This window comes from Pantoea sp. JZ29 (assembly GCF_035190385.1).
Classification (GTDB): domain Bacteria; phylum Pseudomonadota; class Gammaproteobacteria; order Enterobacterales; family Enterobacteriaceae; genus Pantoea; species Pantoea stewartii.
Genome location: NZ_CP045241.1, coordinates 2809734 through 2827818 on the forward strand (window position 1 = coordinate 2809734; position 18085 = coordinate 2827818).

The following is an 18085-nucleotide window of genomic DNA, read 5'->3' on the forward strand; positions in this document are numbered from 1 at the left end:
AATCAAAAGCGAACCAGCGCAGAACCCCAGGTGAATCCACCACCAAAGGCTTCCAGCAAAATAAGTTGTCCGGGTTTGATGCGGCCATCGCGCACGGCTTCATCCAGTGCGCTGGGCACCGATGCGGCTGAGGTATTTCCATGACGATCCAGCGTGACTACCACTTTTTCCATGGTCATGCCCAGTTTTTTCGCCGTGGCGCTGATAATGCGAAGGTTTGCCTGATGCGGCACCAGCCAGTCCAGCTCTTCACGCGCAATGTTGTTCGCCTGCAAGGTCTCATCAACGATGTGCGCCAGTTCTGTCACGGCCACTTTGAAGACTTCATTACCTGCCATTGTCAGGTAAGCGGGTTGATCCTGATGCGCGCGATCCTGATAAGGCAGCGTCAGCAATTTGGCGTAACGGCCATCAGCATGCAGATGGGTAGAAATGATGCCCTGCTCTTCACTTTGACCCAGTACCACTGCGCCCGCACCGTCACCGAACAGAATGATCGTGCCACGATCTTCAGGATCGAGCGTACGCGCTAGGACATCAGAACCGATGACCAACGCATGTTTCACTGCACCATTTTTGATGTATTGATCGGCAACGCTTAACGCATAAGTAAAGCCTGCACAGGCCGCAGCCAGGTCAAACGCGGCGCAATCCTTGATTTCAAGCATCTGCTGAATCAGGCAGGCAGAGCTGGGGAAGGCATGACTGGAAGACGTGGTCGCCACAATGATCAGGCCCACGTCATTGGCATCGACGCCCGCCATCTCCAGGGCACGTTGTGCTGCCTGGTGGCCCATACTTGCAACAGTCTCATCCGGCGCAGCAATACGGCGCTCACGGATGCCGGTACGGGTAACAATCCACTCGTCCGAGGTCTCCACCATTTTTTCCAGGTCGGCATTGGTGCGGACCTGGCTGGGCAAATAACTGCCCGTACCGATAATTTTGGTAAACATCTAGGCTTTGTCACTCCTGGCTAATACAGCGTCCAGACGGGCGGCAATGTGTTCAGGAACCTGCCGCCTCACCGCCTGCTCGGCCTGATTGATCGCCATGGCAAAGGCATGTTGATTTGCTGCGCCATGACTCTTGATCACTGTCCCGCGCAATCCTAACAGACAAGCGCCATTATACTGGTCGGGGTTGAGATGGCCGAAACGCCTGACCAAACGCTTTTTAACCCAGCGCCCCAGCAACGTCAGCCACCACGACCGCTTTTCACCTTCTCCCGATGATTTCAGCAGAGAAAGGAACATTCTTACCACGCCTTCCATTGTCTTCAGTGTGATGTTTCCAGCGAAACCATCACAAACCAGCACGTCCGTTTTGCCGGTCAGCAAATCATTACCTTCAAGGTAACCAATGTAATTAATTTGCGGTAATGCCTTCAGACTTAACGCCGCATCGCGAATGCTTTCAAGCCCTTTATGCTCTTCATGGCCAATATTGAGAAGTGCCACGCGGGGATGCGCTATGCCTAACACTTCTTCGGCCATGACCGCGCCCATTACCGCAAACTGCACCAGCATCGCACTGTCAGAATCGACGTTGGCACCTAAATCCAGAATGACCGTCTTTCCCTGATGTTGGTGGGGTAAAACGGTCATCAACGCCGGACGCTTAATGCCGTCCAGCGGCTTCAGTAATAATGTCGCCAGCCCCATCAGCGCGCCGGTACTGCCGCTGCTGACGCAGGCCTCTGCCCGCCCTTCTTTCACCAACTCTAACGCCACTCGCATTGAACTGCCGCGGCTGTTACGTATGGCTTGTGCGGGTCGCGCATCACTTGCAATAACGGATTCGGCAGGGACAACCTGCAAACGCGCCAGCAGGGCGGAATCGGCTTTGGCAAGCAATGGCGTGAGAATGTCGGGGTCTCCGACCAGAAGAAGGATAAGTTCCGAATGAGAGGCCAGTGCCTGCAATGCTGCAGGCACCGTCACGCAGGGACCGAAATCCCCGCCCATGGCATCGATAGCCAGGGTCAAACGTGTCAAGGTATCGCCTTGCTAAGCAAAGATCTTACTTAACGATAACCTTGCGACCGCGGTAGTAACCATCCGCAGTGATGTGGTGACGCAGATGAGTTTCACCAGAAACTTTATCTACTGACAGAGCAGCAGTGGTCAGCGCATCGTGCGAACGACGCATACCACGCTTAGAACGGGTGGGTTTATTCTGTTGTACGGCCATGGACCTTACTCCTATTACTTACGCTTTAAACTGGCTAATACGGCAAATGGGTTTGGTTTTTCTGCCTCTGCAGGCAATTGACCAAAGACCATGTCCGCCTCGGACACTTCACAGTGTTCAGAATCGTGCACCGGAACCACAGGCAGCGCGAGAATAACTTCATCCTCGATAACCGCCAGCAAGTCGATCTCACCGAATTCGTTGACATCAACCGGCTCGTACGCTTCCGGCAACGCCTCGGCCTGCTCATCAGATGAAACAGGACTGAAGCAATAGCTTACGTGAACATGATGTGGAAAAACCTGGTTGCAGCGCTGACAACGAAGCGTAACCTCAACATCAGCAGTACCCGTCAGTACTGCCAGACGCTGGTTATCAACCGCGAACGACATGGCACATTCAACATCACTGTCCACACTGACGACCGACTCAGCCACACGCTCTACCTGTTGCGAGGTATAAACACCCTGGTAATCAAGGCGTTTTTGAGCGGTGCGGACGGGGTCCAGCGTCAGGGGTAATTTTACCTTTTGCATAGGGCGCGCATATTAACTTTGTAATCACATAGAGTCAAAGAAAAAGGCCGTTGGACAGCATCTTTCAACCACTATTCGCATCCAGTGCGGCGCACAGTTTAAAATGACTGCCACCAATTCGCTATCAATATTGAAAAAAAATGACAGCATCGATTCTTTTAGCATCAACCTCACCGTTTCGTCAGGCGCTGCTGAGCAAGCTTGGCCTGCCTTTTACAGTAGATTCACCCCAGACAGATGAAACGCCGTTAGAAAATGAACGCGCAGAGGATCTGGTTACGCGCCTGGCCATAGCCAAAGCTCAGGCGCTGGCTGAGCGTTATCCACATCACTGGATCATTGGTTCCGATCAGGTTTGCGTCCTTAACGGCAGGATTACCGGAAAACCCCATACGGCGAAGAACGCAGAAGCACAACTGCGCGCTGCCAGTGGCAACCGCGTAACCTTTTACACCGGCCTCGCCCTCTACCACCCTGCCAGCCAGCGGCTGATGCAGTGCTGCGAACCTTTTACCGTGCATTTCCGCACGCTGAGTCAGGCCGACATCACCAACTATATAAAGAAAGAGCAACCGCTACAGTGCGCCGGCAGTTTCAAAAGTGAAGGACTGGGCATCTGCTTATTTGACCGGCTTGAAGGGCGCGATCCGAATGCGTTGGTGGGACTACCGCTTATCGCGCTCAGCGCGATGCTGCGTGAAGCGGGCATCAATCCCCTGGGAACGTGATGCCGCCCTGCGTCAGTTTTTTTGCTGGCGCAGCTTCGTCAGGCACTGCTGTAACGTGTCATCCAGCGGCGCTTCCATACGCAGGGTTTCCCCTGTATTCGGGTGCGTAAATGTCAACGCAGCCGCGTGCAGGAAGAGCCGATCCAGCCCCGTAGAGGCCAGTTTGCTGTCAAAGTCGCGCTCGCCGTAACGATCGTCAAAGGCGATGGGATGACCGGCGTGCAAGGTGTGTACACGAATCTGGTGCGTACGCCCGGTTACCGGACTGGCTTTGACCAGCGTGGCAAACGCAAAACGTTCTTCCACTTTAAAGCGGGTTTCCGACGGTTTGCCGTCACTGCTGACACGCACCATACGTTCACCGCTTTGCAGAATATTTTTCAGCAGCGGCGCCTGAACCACTTTGATATGCGAGGGCCAGTTGCCCTGCACCAGCGCAAGATAATCTTTCTGCATGCCCTTCTCACGCAGCTGTTCATGCAGCGAACGCAATGCTGAGCGCTTTTTGGCCACCAGTAAAATGCCGGACGTATCGCGGTCAAGGCGATGTACCAGCTCCAGAAAGCGCGCTTCCGGACGCAGGGCGCGCAGTCCTTCAATCACACCAAAGCTTAAGCCGCTGCCGCCGTGTACGGCTGTACCGGACGGTTTGTTCATGACCAGCAAATGATCGTCTTCAAAGAGGATGGCGTTAGCCAGTGAGGCAACTTTGGCCAGTTTGGGCGAGACAGCGTCCTCATCACGCTCCGCCACACGTACTGGCGGAATGCGCACCTCATCGCCCTCTTCGAGTTTATATTCAGGCTTGATGCGTTTTTTATTCACGCGCACTTCACCTTTTCGCACGATGCGATAAATCATGCTCTTCGGCACGCCCTTTAACTGGGTGCGCAAAAAGTTATCAATACGTTGTCCGGCGTTTTCAGCCGTGATGGCGACAAACTGTACGCCGGGATTCTCTGTTTTCATGGCGGCGATTCTAAATAGTGTCCCCTGATAGCGCCACCCCTTTTTATGTGCTTAACTCTCTGCGTAGCGTCGGGATGAGCAATCAGATTGCTGGCATTTTCAACAGCCTGAATGCGCTTTCTGTCGCAGGGTTCTTAAAATGTAAAGAAAATTGATCAGTCAGTTAAAGTCACCTTGCTATATGAAGGTTAGCAGTGGAATAATGCTTAGGTTTCTTAGCTGAGGATTCAGATAAGAAAAAAAGCGAAATTAGTTATTTTGTCGGATTGAGCAGACACGCAGCAATGGCGTAAGACGTAATGCGAAATCAGGCACTTAGCGGGCTGCGGGTTGCGGCCTGGACATGAGATGGAGTGCACGGGTTTACAGAATTATCTCTCGCATTTCCACTATCTGGTGCTGTTGTTCCTTATGAAAAACAGGCCACCGACGTTATTTGCGCCCCTCGCGCGGTCGATAACCGTGAGGTTGACGACATTGCACTAAGTCACGGGGCCATCGGTTGATACTCGTCCAGGGTAACTATGCCCGCAGCTTTAATCACTCATGAAAGAATAACGAGTACGTTACGATGAAAAGAATGTTAATTAACGCAACTCAGCAGGAGGAGTTGCGCGTTGCCCTGGTTGATGGTCAACGTCTGTACGATCTGGATATCGAAAGTCCCGGACACGAACAGAAAAAAGCCAATATCTACAAAGGTAAAATCACCCGTATCGAACCCAGCCTTGAAGCGGCTTTCGTCGACTACGGTGCAGAACGTCACGGTTTTCTCCCTCTCAAAGAAATTTCTCGCGAATACTTCCCTGCTTCCTACAACGCTCACGGTCGTCCAAACATTAAGGATGTGCTGCGTGAAGGCCAGGAAGTTATTGTTCAGATCGATAAAGAAGAACGGGGTAATAAAGGCGCCGCCCTGACCACCTTTATCTCGCTGGCAGGAAGTTATCTGGTATTGATGCCGAACAACCCGCGCGCGGGCGGCATTTCTCGTCGGATTGAAGGTGACGACCGTACCGAACTGAAAGAAGCGCTTTCGGCACTGGAACTGCCTGATGGTATGGGGCTGATTGTCCGTACCGCAGGTGTAGGCAAATCAGCCGAATCGCTGCAGTGGGATCTCAGCTTCCGTCTGAAACACTGGGAAGCGATTAAGAAAGCCGCTGACAGCCGTCCTGCGCCCTTCCTGATTCATCAGGAAAGTAACGTAATCGTGCGCGCATTCCGCGATTACCTGCGCCAGGACATCGGCGAAATTCTTATCGATAACCCGAAGGTCCTGGAACTGGCGCGTCAGCATATTGCGGCTCTGGGCCGTCCGGACTTTACCAGCAAGATCAAGCTCTACACCGGCGAAATCCCGTTGTTCAGCCACTATCAAATCGAGTCGCAGATCGAGTCCGCTTTCCAGCGTGAAGTGCGCCTGCCTTCCGGTGGCTCGATTGTTATCGACAGCACCGAAGCACTGACCGCCATCGATATCAACTCGGCACGCGCTACGCGTGGTGGCGATATCGAAGAAACCGCGTTTAACACGAACCTTGAAGCAGCAGATGAAATCGCCCGCCAGTTACGCCTGCGCGACCTCGGCGGTTTGATTGTTATCGACTTTATCGATATGACGCCGGTTCGCCATCAGCGCGCGGTAGAAAACCGTCTGCGTGAAGCGGTCCGTCAGGATCGCGCCCGTATTCAGATCAGCCATATTTCACGTTTTGGCCTGCTGGAAATGTCCCGCCAGCGTCTCAGCCCGTCACTGGGTGAGTCGAGCCATCATGTCTGCCCGCGCTGTAGCGGTACCGGCACCATTCGTGATAACGAGTCGCTGTCACTGTCTATTCTGCGCCTGATCGAAGAAGAAGCGCTGAAGGACAACACCAAAGAAGTGCATGCTATTGTCCCGGTGCCTGTGGCCTCTTACCTGCTGAATGAAAAACGTGAAGCGGTCAATGCTATCGAAAAACGCCAGGGCGGCGTGCGTGCGGTTATCGTACCGGACGACCGGATGGAAACGCCGCACTACTCCGTGTTGCGCGTGCGGAAAGGTGAAGAAACGCAGACGCTGAGCTATCACCTGCCTAAGCTGCACGAAGCCGAAATGGCGATGCCTTCGGAAGAAGAACATGCCGAACGTCGTCGTCCAGAACAACCGGCCCTGGCGGCATTTGTGATGCCTGATGCGCCACCGGCACCGACGGAAGCAGCGCCGGAAGCGACCAAAGCGCGAACTGCGCCGGTTGCTGAAACCGCCCCTGCAACGCCATCCAACGGAACAGGCTTTGTTGGTCGCCTGCTGGCGGGCCTGAAAAAAATGTTCGCCGGTGAGCCTGCGCCTGCCACGGCAGAGCCCGTTGCTGAAGTGACCGAACCGCAGAAAACCAGCGGTGAGGAGAACGGCAATCAGCGTGGCGATCGTCGTAACAACCGCCGTAACAATAACCGCCGTGAGCGCACGCCACGTAATGGTGACACCACCCAGCAGCGTGAATCTCGGGACAACCGCGAAACCCGTGACAATCGTGAACCGCGTGAAGACAACCGTCGTAATAAGCGTCAGGGGCAGTCTAACGAGGCGCGTGATGAACGTCCGGCGCTGAGCGATGAAGCTCGCCAGCAACGCGATGAGCAACAGCAGCAGCGTCGTGAACAGCGTGCTGAACGTCAGCGTCGTCGTCAGGAAGAGAAACGTGCCCAGCAGGAAGCGAACAGCGCGGTTGAACAGGCCGTTGAAACCGCTGAGCCCGTTGCAGCTGAAGCACAGGACGATGAGCGCGTTCAGGCTATGCCACGCCGCAAACCGCGTCAGCTGACGCAAAAAGTGCGCGTTGGTGACAACAATGCTCAGCCTCAGCATGCTGCCGTCGAGTCAGCAGAATCTGTTGAAGCCCGTCAGATTCAGCCGGTTGCAGAAGCCTCACAGGTCGACGACGCGGACGAAACCGAAGCGCGTGACAACGCCAACATGCCGCGTCGCTCTCGTCGTTCACCGCGTCATCTGCGCGTCAGTGGTCAGCGGCGCCGTCGTTACCGCGATGAACGCTACCCAACACAGTCTGCTATGCCATTAGAAGCCGCTTCGGCCTCACCTGAGATGGCGTCAGGCAAAGTCTGGGTGCGCTATCCGGTCGCACAGACGAACGAAGAGCAGACCACACAGGATGCAGTTAAAACCGCACAGGACGACAGCCATGCAGACACAGCACCTGCTATCGCCCTGCCTGTGGCAGCGGCCGTAGACGAGGCGCCGGTTTCACAGCCCGATCCAGTACAGGTTGCTGAACCCCAGACAGACACGCCGGTTACTGTGGTGAATACGGATGACACGCAGGCGATTGATGCCCCTGTGCATCAGGAACCCTCTGTGATTCCTGCGGCTGCAGAAGCCCGCGCCGACGCCGTCGCGCAGCAGGCACAACCTGCCGATGTTACGGCTGAAGACGCGCATAAGTCCGACGTGACCGCCGCGCCTGAGGTTGCCCAACACGAGCACGTTGAGCCCGCAGAGCAGGCCGGTACGGCGGTGAGCCCGACAACCGAAGCTCAGGTTGACGCAGTGTTAAATGCACCGGTTGCTGCAGAGGAAACCGTTGCACCCATCACCGAACCGCATGCGCCTGTGGCTGCGCGCGACGTTGCTGTAGAAGCCCTCCAGGCCAATGCGGAAACGCGCTGGAAGCACTTTGCGTCAGCCCCAATGACCAAAGCGCCTGCGCCAGCATGGCAACCAGAGCCTGCGCGTCACAGCGACTGGCAGCGTCCTTCCTTCAATTTTGAAGGCAAAGGTTCTGCGGGCGGCCATAGTGCTACCCACCAGGCAACGGCCCCTGCGACCAAGCCATAAGCATGGTTCGCAGACGTGATAAACCCGGCTCCGGCCGGGTTTTTTATTGTCTGTTACGGACATTTCGGGTGAGGTATGCGGGCAGAAACACCACGGAGGGATCATCCTGAGGTATGTAATCAGCGCTACATTAGCCTGATCCGTGCAGCGCGGCGTCAATCATGCAGCAAAGGTTCTCCGCACAGGTCGCCATGTTAATTGAGCAGCGAAAGAGGCATTACGCAGACAAAAAAAATCCCACCGTCCCTGTAGGACGATGGGAAAAACTAAGCGCACCCGGTTAAAGTACGCCTAAAATTTTTATGAATTTAACTGGAACAATGACATCTGAGACATATCAGTGAAGGTCTTATAAGAAGCCTGCAGCGCCTGTTGTTGCATGGTGTAGCTGGAAATCGCTTGGGTGTAATCCACATCCACCAGGCTACTCATCTGCGAGTCATAAATCACTTTGCGATCGTCACCCTGCGCATTCAACGTATCCAGCTCTTTCAGCTGTGTTCCGATTTCGGAACGCACGCTGAGCACGTTGTTAAGCGAGTTGCTCAGACCACGGTTGGTTTTATCCATTGCCGCTGAAAAGGTCGCTTTGGTGGCATCATCCGCGCCATTCTGGGGCACTTTTAGCGCACTGATAGCACTGTCCAGCATATTGAATAAATTCGTTTCACTGGTGCCACCGTTCGGTTCTTTCACCGCGTTGCTGGTGATCGACATTACGATGCTGTTGCCGGTATGACCGATCGTCATCGTACGGTCCGTATCGACTTTTTGCGTAATCGCGTCGGTTCCGCCCTGATAGGTCACGCCGCCGGCACCATCCACAAACGGTGGTGTATCGGTCTTATAGCCGGCAAAGATATAACGCCCGTTGGCGTCTTTGCTGTTGACCTGGTTCAGTAACTGCGCACGCAACCCTTCCAGCTGCGTCGCATACGAGGCACGGTCATCGTCGCTCAATGAGCCGTTTGAGGCGGCCACAATCATCGACTGCGCGCTCATAATGCTGTTTGTCACACCGTCCAGCGTGTTTTCTTCCAGGGATAAGCCCTGGTCGGCGAAGGTACGGGCAACCGCATACTGGCTTGCCTGCGCCTGAGTTTGCGATAACACCACGGCGCGGGAAGCGGCGATCGGATCGTCAGAGGGGTTAGATACTCTGTATCCGGTAGACAGTTGTTTGCCCGCACTCAACCAGGAGGATTGCGCATCACTTACGCCGCGAACCTGCTGGTCAAAAATCATATTTGTACTGAGTCGCATGATGTCCTCTGCTCTTAGTTAATGCTAAGCAGGGCGTCAAAAACGGTGCTGGCCGCTTTTAAAACCTGCGCATTCGCCATGTAATATTGCTGGTATTTGGTCAGGTTCGCATACTCTTCGTCCAGGTTAACGCCGGAGACAGACTGCTGACGGTTTGTTAACTGCGTCACCACGTTCTGCTGCGTTGTACTGGCCGTTTTCAGGGCCTGTGTTTTGTTACCAACGGTACTCACCATCGCGCCGTAGGCCTGGGACAACGTAGAATTACCGTTGACGATTTTGGCATCCTGTAGCGCCAGCAAATTTTGGGCATTGCGGTTATCACTTTCACCGCCTGGTGCCGCCGCCGCCGCAATCTGCGAGCCGCTGGTAATCGCCACTGACATCCCGTTAACCACGTTTTGAACGGGTTTTACCAGGAAACTGTCTTTGGCGTTTGGTGTACCATTGACCGTCAGGCTCATCCCGTCCAGGCTGAGCGTGGTGACGCCGCCAGAAGTAGTGGGCGTGAGCGTCGTTTTGGTGTTGTCTGACAGACGCGTGGCTGACCAGTTTGTTCCGTCATAAGTCACGGTATAATTGGAAGCCTGCAGCGCATTGGTATTGCTCCACGCCGCGGTTAAGGTGGCGGAAGAGGTATTTTTGCTGTTGCCCTGCGCTGTTGGGCTGCCGATAGTAAAGAAGTCGACGCCCTGGTTACCGTTGCTGTCATAGCCTTGCTTGTGCACGGTATTGAAATTGGTGGTGAAGGCGGCGGCAAGCTGTCCCAGCTGGTTTTGTGCCAGGTCCAGATCCTGCGAGCGGAAGCTTAACATCCCACCCAGTGAGCCGGTGGTAATGGAAGATTCCGGAATCTGCACATTGCCAGCCTGCGGATCAACATAGCCCACCGTGGTGCGCGTCAGATCGCTGCTGGATGGCATTGCCACCAGCTTGGTTGACTGGAAGCCACTGACCAGAGAAAGGCCGTTGGCCATGGAAACCGTGTAGCTTCCATCCTGCTGTGACACTGTCACACCGACGATATTATTCAGACCATTAACCAACTGATCACGTTGATCCAGTAAGTCATTGGGAGCGGCGCCATTACCGGTTGTCAGTTTGGCAATCTGCTGGTTAAGACTGGAGATCTGGCTGGTAAAGGTATTGATCTGATCTACGTCAGAGGTCACGTTGGTATTCACGCTGTCTTGCATGTTGGTCAGGTATTGCGCCTGGGTCTGAAACTGGTTGACCAGGCCCTGGGAGTTGCTGAGCAAAGACTGACGCGCTGCAGGATCGTTGGCATTACTGACCACGTTCTGCATGTTGCTAAAGAAGCCCTGAATCGCGCTCGACAGGTTTGTCGTCGAGGTTGACATCAGATCGTCGATATTGGAGACCTGCGAATACTGCGTATTTGCCGCATTGTAGGTGGCTGAAGACCCACGCAGCTGCGCTGCGATAAAACTGTCGTATTCACGCTGAACACCGGTTACGTTAACCCCGTTACCGTAATAACTTTTTCCCTGCAGGGTACTGTTGGCTTCTGCAAGAATCGTCGTCTGACGTGAATAGCCGGCAACGGTGTAATTGCTGATGTTATTACTGGTGGTGCTTAAGGCGGCCTGTGCGGCACTGAGCCCGCTCATTGCGGAGTTAATTATGCTGGACATCTCGGTTCCTTACATTCCCCGCTACACGGGTCGCTGTCATCAGTGTGGTCGCCAGCGTGCGCTGGCGCGCCTGGCTCTTGCTGCTATTATCGGCATGCTTAAGTGAAACTTGAGGCACAATTCTCAGAACAATGTGCTTAAATCCTGGCTATAGGCTTTCACCACTTTTTCACCCATGCTCTTGAATTGCTGAATCATTCCCATCAGTTTTTGCGCATATTTCGGATCGGTGGCATAACCCGCAGCCTGCAATGCCTGGGCGCCCTGCTCCGCGCTCTGTGCATTGGTGACAGCCGCATAACGTGGGTTATTTGAAAGCAGTTTGACGTAGTCGTTTAACGCTTCGAAATAAGAACTGTAAACCCGGAATGTCGCACGCACTTTTTTAGCTTCACCGTGCTCATATTCTGTGGTCATGACATCGGTCGTTTCGCCTTTCCAGTTCCCGCTGGCTTTGATGCCAAAGACGTTATAGCTCGGCTTTCCATCACGGGTCAGGATTTGACGTTGCCCCCAGCCTGACTCCAGTGCAGCCTGCGCCAGAATCAGGTGATGAGGGATACCACTCTGCTGACTGGCGGCCTGAGCGGGCTGAGTCAGTTGGGCAATAAAGTCACGACTGTCGCTCGGCAGGCCGGTGGGCGAAGGCGCGGGCAGGCGCGGCATAGCTTTGCGCACCATTTGCTCCAGCGGCGTGGCGCCAATGGTGCTCATGATGAAACTGTTATCCAGCTTCATCGGCACCGTACCGGCGCGCTCGTCCGGGGCTTTGGCGGGTTCCATCTGTTTAACGATGATATCCGCCAGGCCCAGGCCACGTTTACCGATGTCCTGCGCAATCTGCTGATCGTACATTGATGTGAAAAGCTTGGTCTGTTCATTGCTGAGAATGCCGTCCTGCGGTAACGCTTCACGCATACTCTTCAGCATCATCTGAACAAACATCCCTTCAACCTGCTGCGCGACCTGCAGTGCTTTCCCTTTGGGATCGGCAGTGACATCGCGTTTCAGGTCGTTCAACGAGCGGCTGTCAAAAGCCGCATTCATCAGCGATTGCGTATCGTTCATCAGATAATTTCCAGTTTCGCGCGCAGGCAACCCGCGCTCTGCATTGACTGCAAAATGGACATCAGTTCGATAGGCGACGCACCCAGCGCATTCAGCGCACGCACCACGCTGTTCAGGTTGGCGCTGGAGTTAACCCGTTGCAACGCACCGCCGCTCTGACGCAGATCGATCTGCGTATTGGTAGTAGCGACAGTCTGTCCACCCGCCAGCGGCGTGTTCGGCTGACTCACGTTTTGCTGCTGATTGACCGTGACAGACAGGTTGCCCTGAGCGACCGCACAGGTGTTCAGTTTCACTTCACGATTCATCACAACAGAGCCGGTGCGTGAGTTAATGATGACTTTGGCATCCTCAACCGGCACGGAGACATCAATGTTCTGAATCTCTGCCAGTAAACGAACCTGCGCACCATTATTCGGGGACACGCGGACCTGGACCGTACGGGCGTCCAGCGGCTGGGCCGAACCGTATCCGCCACGGGCGTTGATCGCATCAGCAATTCGTTGCGCCATGGAGAAATCTTCGGTGTTCAGCTGCAGGTTAATCGTATTCTGCGAACCAAAGTTGCTCTGCAGTTCACGTTCAACCGTTGCTCCATCGGTAATCCGTCCACCGTTAAGCTGGTTGACCTGAACGCTGCTGCCGCCTGCTGCGGCACCCGCGCCGCCGACCAGAATGTTACCCTGGGCCAGCGCATAAACCTGGTTATCCACGCCTTTCAGTGGCGTCATTAACAGCGTGCCGCCGCGCAGGCTTTTCGCGTTACCCATGGACGACACCACCACATCCAGCGTCTGGCCCTGGCGGGCAAACGAAGGCAGCCTGGCGGTAACCATCACGGCGGCGACGTTTTTGAGCTGCATGTTGGTGCCCGGCGGCACGGTAATGCCCAGTTGCGACAGCATGTTGCTGACGGTTTGGGTCGTGAACGGCGTCTGCGTTGTCTGATCGCCTGTTCCGTCCAGGCCCACGACAAGGCCATAACCCAGCAGTTGGTTATCACGCACACCCTGTACGGTGGTTAAGTCGCGGATCAGATCGGCACGCGCCATCAGGCTTACGCCTAACAGTAATCCCAGACCGACACGCCATAATGTTAGCTTTTTCATTACAACCTCTTAGAACGGCGAGATATTCAGGAAGAAGCGCTGCAACCAGCCCATATTTTGCGCTTCATTGATATAACCATTTCCGACGTACTCAATACGTGCATCGGCCACGGCTGTAGACAACACGGCGTTACTCGCACTGATGGTGCGTGGGTTAACCACGCCCGAGAAACGAATAAACTCGGTGCCCTGGTTGATCTCAATTTGTTTTTCTCCGACCACGTGCAGGTTGCCGTTCGACAGAACCTGATCCACCGTGACGGTGATGGTGCCGGTAAAGGTGTTGTTAGCAGATGCCCCACCTTTGCCTGCGAAATCATTTTTGCCACCCGCCGCAAAGTTGGCTTTTTCGCCCGTTGCGCCGGCTAAACCTTCTAAACCGGTAGGCACTGCAGTGATACCCAGACTGCCGCTGCCGTTACGGCTGGCATTCGAGGTCGAACTTTTGCTGGCACTGACGTTTTCCTGCAAGGTGATAGTCAGCGTATCGCCGATATTACGTGGGCGGCGATCTTCAAACAGCGGCTGATAGCCGTAGTTGAGCGGCGCAACACCCTGAAAAATGGACCCATTTACCACAGGTGGCGCAGAGGGCAACGGCTGAGCCGTGGTCGCTCCTTGCACCAGTGGCGTGCGTGGCACCAACGCACAACCGTTAAGCGTCAGCAGTGCGGTGACTACTAACCAATGTCCAGGCTTAAGAATATGTTGCATCGCCACGGAGTTACGACCTTATTCATGACTAGTCTTCAGGCCAGCCTTAGCTGGCCCTGTTCGTGTTACAGCTGTGTCAACTTCGCCAGCATTTGATCGGAGGTGCTGATCGCTTTGCTGTTAATTTCGTAAGCACGCTGCGTCTGGATCATCGTAACCAGTTCTTCCGCGACGTTTACGTTAGAGGTTTCGGTATAACCCTGATACAGCAAACCGGCACCGTTCTGCCCAGGCGTACTGTCCGTCGGCGCACCCGATGCCTGCGTTTCCTTGTAGAGGTTTTCACCCACGCTATCGAGACCCGCATTGTTCATGAAGGTGCTCAGCGTTAACTGTCCGACCTGGGCGGCCTGCGTCTGCCCCTGCTGGGTTACGCTCACCACACCATCACGCGACACGGTGATACTTGTGGCGTTGGCTGGAATGGTAATACCAGGCTGCACAGGGAAACCCGCGTTGGTCACCAGTTGGCCGTTCTGGTCAACCTGAAATGAACCATCACGTGTATACGCAGAAGTTCCATCTGGCATCTGGATTTGGAAAAAACCCTGGCCGTTAATGGCGATATCTTTTGAGTTGTTGGTTTGCGACAGGTTGCCCTGCGTATGCAAACGCTCGGTCGTCACCGGACGTACACCAGTACCGATTTGCAAACCTGACGGCAGCGTCGTCTGCTCAGATGACTGCGTGCCCGGCTGACGCATGGTCTGGTACATCAGATCTTCAAACACGGCACGTGAGCGCTTAAACCCGTTAGTACTGACGTTGGCCAGGTTGTTGGCGATCACGTCCATGTTCATCTGCTGTGCATCAAGACCGGTTTTGGCGATCCATAAAGAACGAATCATGTATTTATCCTCGCGCCTTAGCTGCCGATGCTGAGCAACTGGTTGGCTTTCTGTTCGTTTTGGTCAACGTTGTTAATGACCTTCATCTGCATCTCGAAACGGCGGGCATTGGCGATCATATCGACCATCGTTTCCACCGGCTTCACGTTACTGCCCTCAAGCACACCCGGCATGACCTGCATAGTCGGATCGGCCTGCAGGGCTGCGCCACGTGTCCCCTGCGTCGCGGCGGTGGGACGGAACATGCCATCGTCCCCACGCTCTAACTCTTTACCGGTTGCCTGGACGAGCTTCAGACGGCCCAGTTGTACAGTCGCATTGGGTGAGTCGCCAGCGTTCAGCCCGGTAATAGAGCCATCAGCCGCGATGGTGATCTCAGAACCTTGAGGGATCACAATCGGACCACCTTCGCCCATTACGGGATTGCCCTGCACCGTCAGCGTACCGTCCGAACGAATTTGCATGTTGCCGTTGCGGGTATAGGCTTCGCTGCCGTCGGCGGTGCGTACAGCCAGCCAGCCATCCTGCTGCATTGCCACGTCCAGTGGGCGCTGGGTGTAATCCATGGCCCCCTGACTCATGTCGGCACCCGGCGTAGATGCCGTGACCAACGTGCGCGTGGGCAGTGACCAACCAGTGACCGGTACAGCACGCAACGCGTTCAGCTGCGCCCGGAAACCGGGCGTTGAGGCGTTGGCGAGGTTGCTGGCGGTAACCGCCTGCTGATCCAGTGTCTGACTGGCCGCGCCCATCGCGGTATATATCGCGTGATCCATAGAGCAATCCCGTTAGCGAATTAACGTAAGTTGACCAGAGTGTTAAGGATCTGATCCTGCGTTTTGATGGTCTGCGCGTTCGCCTGGTAGTTGCGTTGCGCGACGATCATATTGACCAGCTCTTTACTCATATCGACGTTCGAGGACTCCAGCGCGCCCGCGGTCAGTGAACCAAAGGTGCCGGTGTTTGCCAGGCCAACCGCTGCCTGACCAGACGCATTGGTTTCCGCCCAGACGTTATCGCCCTGCGATTTCAGGCCTTCGGGGTTAGAGAAACTGGCCAGGACGATCTGTCCCAGTAACTGCGTACGTTGGTTTGAGTAACTGCCGGTGATGGTGCCGTCGTTGTTGATGGCATAGCTGGTCAAATCGCCAGGCGCATAACCGTTTTGCGTGGCGTTACCAAAGGTGGTCGCCCCGGTATTTTGCTGCAGACTGCCCACAAAGTTTAACGCGACAGTCGTGCCGTTCGCGCCATTTACGCCAGGAATCGTGACGGTCGCGGTGCTGGCTGTTGTTGAGCCTGCCACCACGTTGCCGTTTGCATCCAGTGAAGATACGCCAGTCAGCTGACCGTTGGCGTTATAGCTCATCTGGTAATTCCCTACGTTTGAACCCGCAGTGGAGTCAATGCCGTGAATTTTCCAGGTGTTGTCTGCGGTCTTAACGAAATACAGGTCAAGCGAGTGCGCATTACCCTGCGTATCGTACATAGTGATGGTGTTCTTCGCGCTGTACGTCGTCGGATCGGTGGCAGAAAACTTGGTGTCGTCTAATACCGCTGAAGTCGAGTTCAGTTTCGCCACCTGGTTTGCCGTGGTAGTGGCATTAGCAGGCATCTGCGTGGTAGGAATTTTCAGCGCAACCGGGTTCGCACCCGTCTGAATAGTCGGAGGCACGCCTGAAGCCGGGTAACCGGTTACGTTCAGGCCCTGGGTATTCACCAGGTTACGGTTCTGGTCCAGAGTGAACTGGCCATTACGTGAATAGGACACCGCACCCGCCGAGTTGGTCAAACGGAAAAAACCGTTACCGCTCAGTGCCACATCCAGCCCACGGCTGGTGGTGGTGGTAGAACCATCGTTGAAGTTCTGGATCACGGCAGCGACTTTAGTCCCCAGACCCACGTTTGAACCGGCAAACATGTCGGCAAACGCGATGGTGCTGGACTTAAAGCCCGCTGTGGCGGAGTTAGCGATGTTGTTACCGATAACGTCCAGGTTACTTGAGGCAGCGCCGAGACCGCTGACCGCTTGTGAAAATGACATTTAAATCTCTCCTGTCTACAGGTGAATCAGAGAATCTGACGTACGTCGTCAAGGGTGGCGGAGCCCATGGTGCCGAGATCCAGTTTTGCGGTATTACCCGCTGTGCTTACGCCATTGACGTAGGCATAGTTAAGTGGCTGAGCCACCTGTTGACCGCTGCTGTTACTGGCAGCAATCGCAACTTTGTATTTTCCATCTGGCGCGACGCTGCCATCCGGTAATTTGCCGTCCCACGAGAACGTGTGAACGCCGGCGGTCAGTGCGCCCAGGTCCTGGGTGCTGACCACATTGCCCTGTGCATCGGTAATTGTCGCCGTGGCGGTGGTGGCTGCGTTAGTCAGCTCCACGCCAAACGGCGTTGTCGTGCCTTTACCGACCAGAATCTGTGAACCATTCACCATCACGCCATGACCAATCAGCGTCGAACTTTGCAGTGACTGGCTGGTGCTGATCTGACCCGAAATCGATCCCAGTGTGGTGTTCAGTTTTTCAATACCGCTCAGGGTGTTGATCTGTGCCAGCTGTGTTGTCAGCTGACTGTTATCCATCGGATTGGTGGGATCCTGGTTTTGCAGCTGCGTCACCAGCATGGTCAGGAACTGGTTTTGCAGATCCTGGGCGCTGTTACTTGTGCCGGTGCTGGATGAGCTAAGGACCGTGGGGTCCAGCTTTTCATTAACGCCTACCGCGATAGTCATTATTTTTCTCCGTTACTGACCCAGGGTCAGCGTTTTCATCATCATCGACTTCACGGTATTCAGCACCTCGACGTTCGCCTGGTAGCTGCGTGATGCCGACATGGTGTTGACCGTTTCCGCTACCACATCCACGTTAGGCATCTTCACGTAGCCTTTGGCATCCGCCATCGGGTTACCCGGGTCATACACCAGTTTCGCGGGCGTAGGATCATCAACAACCTGCGCCACTTTTACGCCACCGGTGGCCGCACCCGGCGCAGCATCGGTCTGAAAAACGACCTGCTTTGCCACATAAGGCTGCCCGTCCGGGCCGGTCACGCTGTCGGCGTTTGCCAGGTTACTGGCACTGACGTTTAATCGCTGTGATTGCGCGGTCATCGCTGAGCCGGCAATGTCAAAAATATTCAGCAATGCCATGA

17 protein-coding genes are annotated in these 18085 nt (G+C 54.9%); 2 read left to right on the forward strand and 15 right to left on the reverse strand.

Features of this window, described 5'->3' with window-relative positions:
• Nucleotides 1-2 precede the first annotated feature (2 nt).
• Genes GC090_RS13055 through yceD form a run of 4 tightly spaced genes read right to left on the reverse strand, consistent with a single transcriptional unit; the run spans nt 3 to nt 2729 of the window.
• Complete coding sequence (locus GC090_RS13055; RefSeq protein WP_006118831.1) at nt 3-956, reverse strand: beta-ketoacyl-ACP synthase III; 954 nt, start codon at nt 954-956, stop codon at nt 3-5.
• Nucleotides 957-1997, reverse strand: coding sequence for a phosphate acyltransferase PlsX (plsX, locus tag GC090_RS13060; protein WP_039341112.1), 1041 nt, complete (start codon nt 1995-1997; stop codon nt 957-959). It abuts the gene before it with no gap.
• Between the two features lie 25 nt (nt 1998-2022).
• Complete coding sequence (rpmF, locus tag GC090_RS13065; protein WP_003849870.1) at nt 2023-2193, reverse strand: 50S ribosomal protein L32; 171 nt, start codon at nt 2191-2193, stop codon at nt 2023-2025.
• A gap of 14 nt (nt 2194-2207) precedes the next feature.
• Nucleotides 2208-2729 carry a 23S rRNA accumulation protein YceD gene (yceD, locus tag GC090_RS13070; RefSeq protein WP_006118829.1) on the reverse strand — a complete coding sequence of 174 codons (522 nt, stop codon included), beginning with the start codon at nt 2727-2729 and terminating at the stop codon, nt 2208-2210.
• Nucleotides 2730-2869: 140 nt separating this feature from the next.
• Between yceD and GC090_RS13075 the strand changes: the two genes are divergently transcribed.
• Nucleotides 2870-3457: a Maf family protein gene (locus GC090_RS13075; protein WP_039341115.1), complete on the forward strand. Its 588-nt coding sequence runs from the start codon at nt 2870-2872 to the stop codon at nt 3455-3457.
• 12 nt (nt 3458-3469) lie between these two features.
• On the opposite strand, the gene rluC is transcribed toward GC090_RS13075, so the two are convergent.
• Nucleotides 3470-4426, reverse strand: a complete 957-nt coding sequence (gene rluC, locus GC090_RS13080; RefSeq protein ID WP_039341117.1) for a 23S rRNA pseudouridine(955/2504/2580) synthase RluC — start codon at nt 4424-4426, stop codon at nt 3470-3472.
• 571 nt (nt 4427-4997) lie between these two features.
• On the opposite strand from rluC, the gene rne reads away from it, so the two are divergent.
• The gene (gene rne / locus GC090_RS13085) at nt 4998-8267 is read left to right on the forward strand and encodes a ribonuclease E (RefSeq protein WP_039341119.1); all 3270 of its coding nucleotides are present in this window, start codon (nt 4998-5000) and stop codon (nt 8265-8267) included.
• Nucleotides 8268-8567: 300 nt separating this feature from the next.
• Here rne and flgL read toward each other — a convergent pair whose 3' ends face one another.
• From flgL to flgC, 10 genes are all read right to left on the reverse strand, one after another.
• Entirely contained in the window at nt 8568-9530 is a 963-nt protein-coding gene (gene flgL / locus GC090_RS13090) for a flagellar hook-associated protein FlgL (protein WP_039341120.1), read from the reverse strand.
• Between the two features lie 14 nt (nt 9531-9544).
• Nucleotides 9545-11185 carry a flagellar hook-associated protein FlgK gene (flgK, locus tag GC090_RS13095; RefSeq protein ID WP_039341122.1) on the reverse strand — a complete coding sequence of 547 codons (1641 nt, stop codon included), beginning with the start codon at nt 11183-11185 and terminating at the stop codon, nt 9545-9547.
• A 123-nt stretch (nt 11186-11308) separates the two neighbouring features.
• Nucleotides 11309-12253: a flagellar assembly peptidoglycan hydrolase FlgJ gene (gene flgJ / locus GC090_RS13100; protein ID WP_039341124.1), complete on the reverse strand. Its 945-nt coding sequence runs from the start codon at nt 12251-12253 to the stop codon at nt 11309-11311.
• Complete coding sequence (locus tag GC090_RS13105; RefSeq protein WP_006118822.1) at nt 12253-13362, reverse strand: flagellar basal body P-ring protein FlgI; 1110 nt, start codon at nt 13360-13362, stop codon at nt 12253-12255. Before GC090_RS13105 ends, flgJ begins: the two co-directional genes overlap by 1 nt.
• A gap of 9 nt (nt 13363-13371) precedes the next feature.
• On the reverse strand, nt 13372-14076 hold the full coding sequence (locus GC090_RS13110; protein ID WP_170317968.1) for a flagellar basal body L-ring protein FlgH: 705 nt from the start codon (nt 14074-14076) through the stop codon (nt 13372-13374).
• Between the two features lie 65 nt (nt 14077-14141).
• Nucleotides 14142-14924, reverse strand: a complete 783-nt coding sequence (gene flgG / locus GC090_RS13115; protein WP_006118820.1) for a flagellar basal-body rod protein FlgG — start codon at nt 14922-14924, stop codon at nt 14142-14144.
• Nucleotides 14925-14941: 17 nt separating this feature from the next.
• Nucleotides 14942-15700, reverse strand: coding sequence for a flagellar basal-body rod protein FlgF (locus GC090_RS13120; RefSeq protein ID WP_324020042.1), 759 nt, complete (start codon nt 15698-15700; stop codon nt 14942-14944).
• Between the two features lie 20 nt (nt 15701-15720).
• A complete protein-coding gene (flgE, locus tag GC090_RS13125; RefSeq protein ID WP_039341129.1) occupies nt 15721-16968 on the reverse strand; it encodes a flagellar hook protein FlgE in 1248 nt (415 codons plus the stop codon).
• 26 nt (nt 16969-16994) lie between these two features.
• Nucleotides 16995-17666 (reverse strand): flagellar hook assembly protein FlgD, encoded by a 672-nt coding sequence (gene flgD / locus GC090_RS13130; RefSeq protein WP_006118817.1) that lies wholly within the window; start codon nt 17664-17666, stop codon nt 16995-16997.
• A gap of 12 nt (nt 17667-17678) precedes the next feature.
• On the reverse strand, nt 17679-18083 hold the full coding sequence (flgC, locus tag GC090_RS13135) for a flagellar basal body rod protein FlgC (protein ID WP_006118816.1): 405 nt from the start codon (nt 18081-18083) through the stop codon (nt 17679-17681).
• Nucleotides 18084-18085 lie beyond the last annotated feature (2 nt).

What these genes read in the sequence shown, in the direction of transcription:
- GC090_RS13110 (WP_170317968.1), bottom strand. Translation starts at nt 14,076, where the DNA reads ATGCAACATATTCTTAAGCCTGGACATTGGTTAGTAGTCACCGCACTG.
- GC090_RS13075 (WP_039341115.1), top strand. Translation starts at nt 2,870, where the DNA reads ATGACAGCATCGATTCTTTTAGCATCAACCTCACCGTTTCGTCAGGCG.
- flgG (WP_006118820.1), bottom strand. Translation starts at nt 14,924, where the DNA reads ATGATTCGTTCTTTATGGATCGCCAAAACCGGTCTTGATGCACAGCAG.
- flgL (WP_039341120.1), bottom strand. Translation starts at nt 9,530, where the DNA reads ATGCGACTCAGTACAAATATGATTTTTGACCAGCAGGTTCGCGGCGTA.
- yceD (WP_006118829.1), bottom strand. Translation starts at nt 2,729, where the DNA reads ATGCAAAAGGTAAAATTACCCCTGACGCTGGACCCCGTCCGCACCGCT.
- rne (WP_039341119.1), top strand. Translation starts at nt 4,998, where the DNA reads ATGAAAAGAATGTTAATTAACGCAACTCAGCAGGAGGAGTTGCGCGTT.
- rluC (WP_039341117.1), bottom strand. Translation starts at nt 4,426, where the DNA reads ATGAAAACAGAGAATCCCGGCGTACAGTTTGTCGCCATCACGGCTGAA.
- flgK (WP_039341122.1), bottom strand. Translation starts at nt 11,185, where the DNA reads ATGTCCAGCATAATTAACTCCGCAATGAGCGGGCTCAGTGCCGCACAG.
- flgD (WP_006118817.1), bottom strand. Translation starts at nt 17,666, where the DNA reads ATGACTATCGCGGTAGGCGTTAATGAAAAGCTGGACCCCACGGTCCTT.
- flgJ (WP_039341124.1), bottom strand. Translation starts at nt 12,253, where the DNA reads ATGAACGATACGCAATCGCTGATGAATGCGGCTTTTGACAGCCGCTCG.
- GC090_RS13105 (WP_006118822.1), bottom strand. Translation starts at nt 13,362, where the DNA reads ATGAAAAAGCTAACATTATGGCGTGTCGGTCTGGGATTACTGTTAGGC.
- GC090_RS13120 (WP_324020042.1), bottom strand. Translation starts at nt 15,700, where the DNA reads ATGGATCACGCGATATATACCGCGATGGGCGCGGCCAGTCAGACACTG.
- GC090_RS13055 (WP_006118831.1), bottom strand. Translation starts at nt 956, where the DNA reads ATGTTTACCAAAATTATCGGTACGGGCAGTTATTTGCCCAGCCAGGTC.
- flgE (WP_039341129.1), bottom strand. Translation starts at nt 16,968, where the DNA reads ATGTCATTTTCACAAGCGGTCAGCGGTCTCGGCGCTGCCTCAAGTAAC.
- flgC (WP_006118816.1), bottom strand. Translation starts at nt 18,083, where the DNA reads ATGGCATTGCTGAATATTTTTGACATTGCCGGCTCAGCGATGACCGCG.
- rpmF (WP_003849870.1), bottom strand. Translation starts at nt 2,193, where the DNA reads ATGGCCGTACAACAGAATAAACCCACCCGTTCTAAGCGTGGTATGCGT.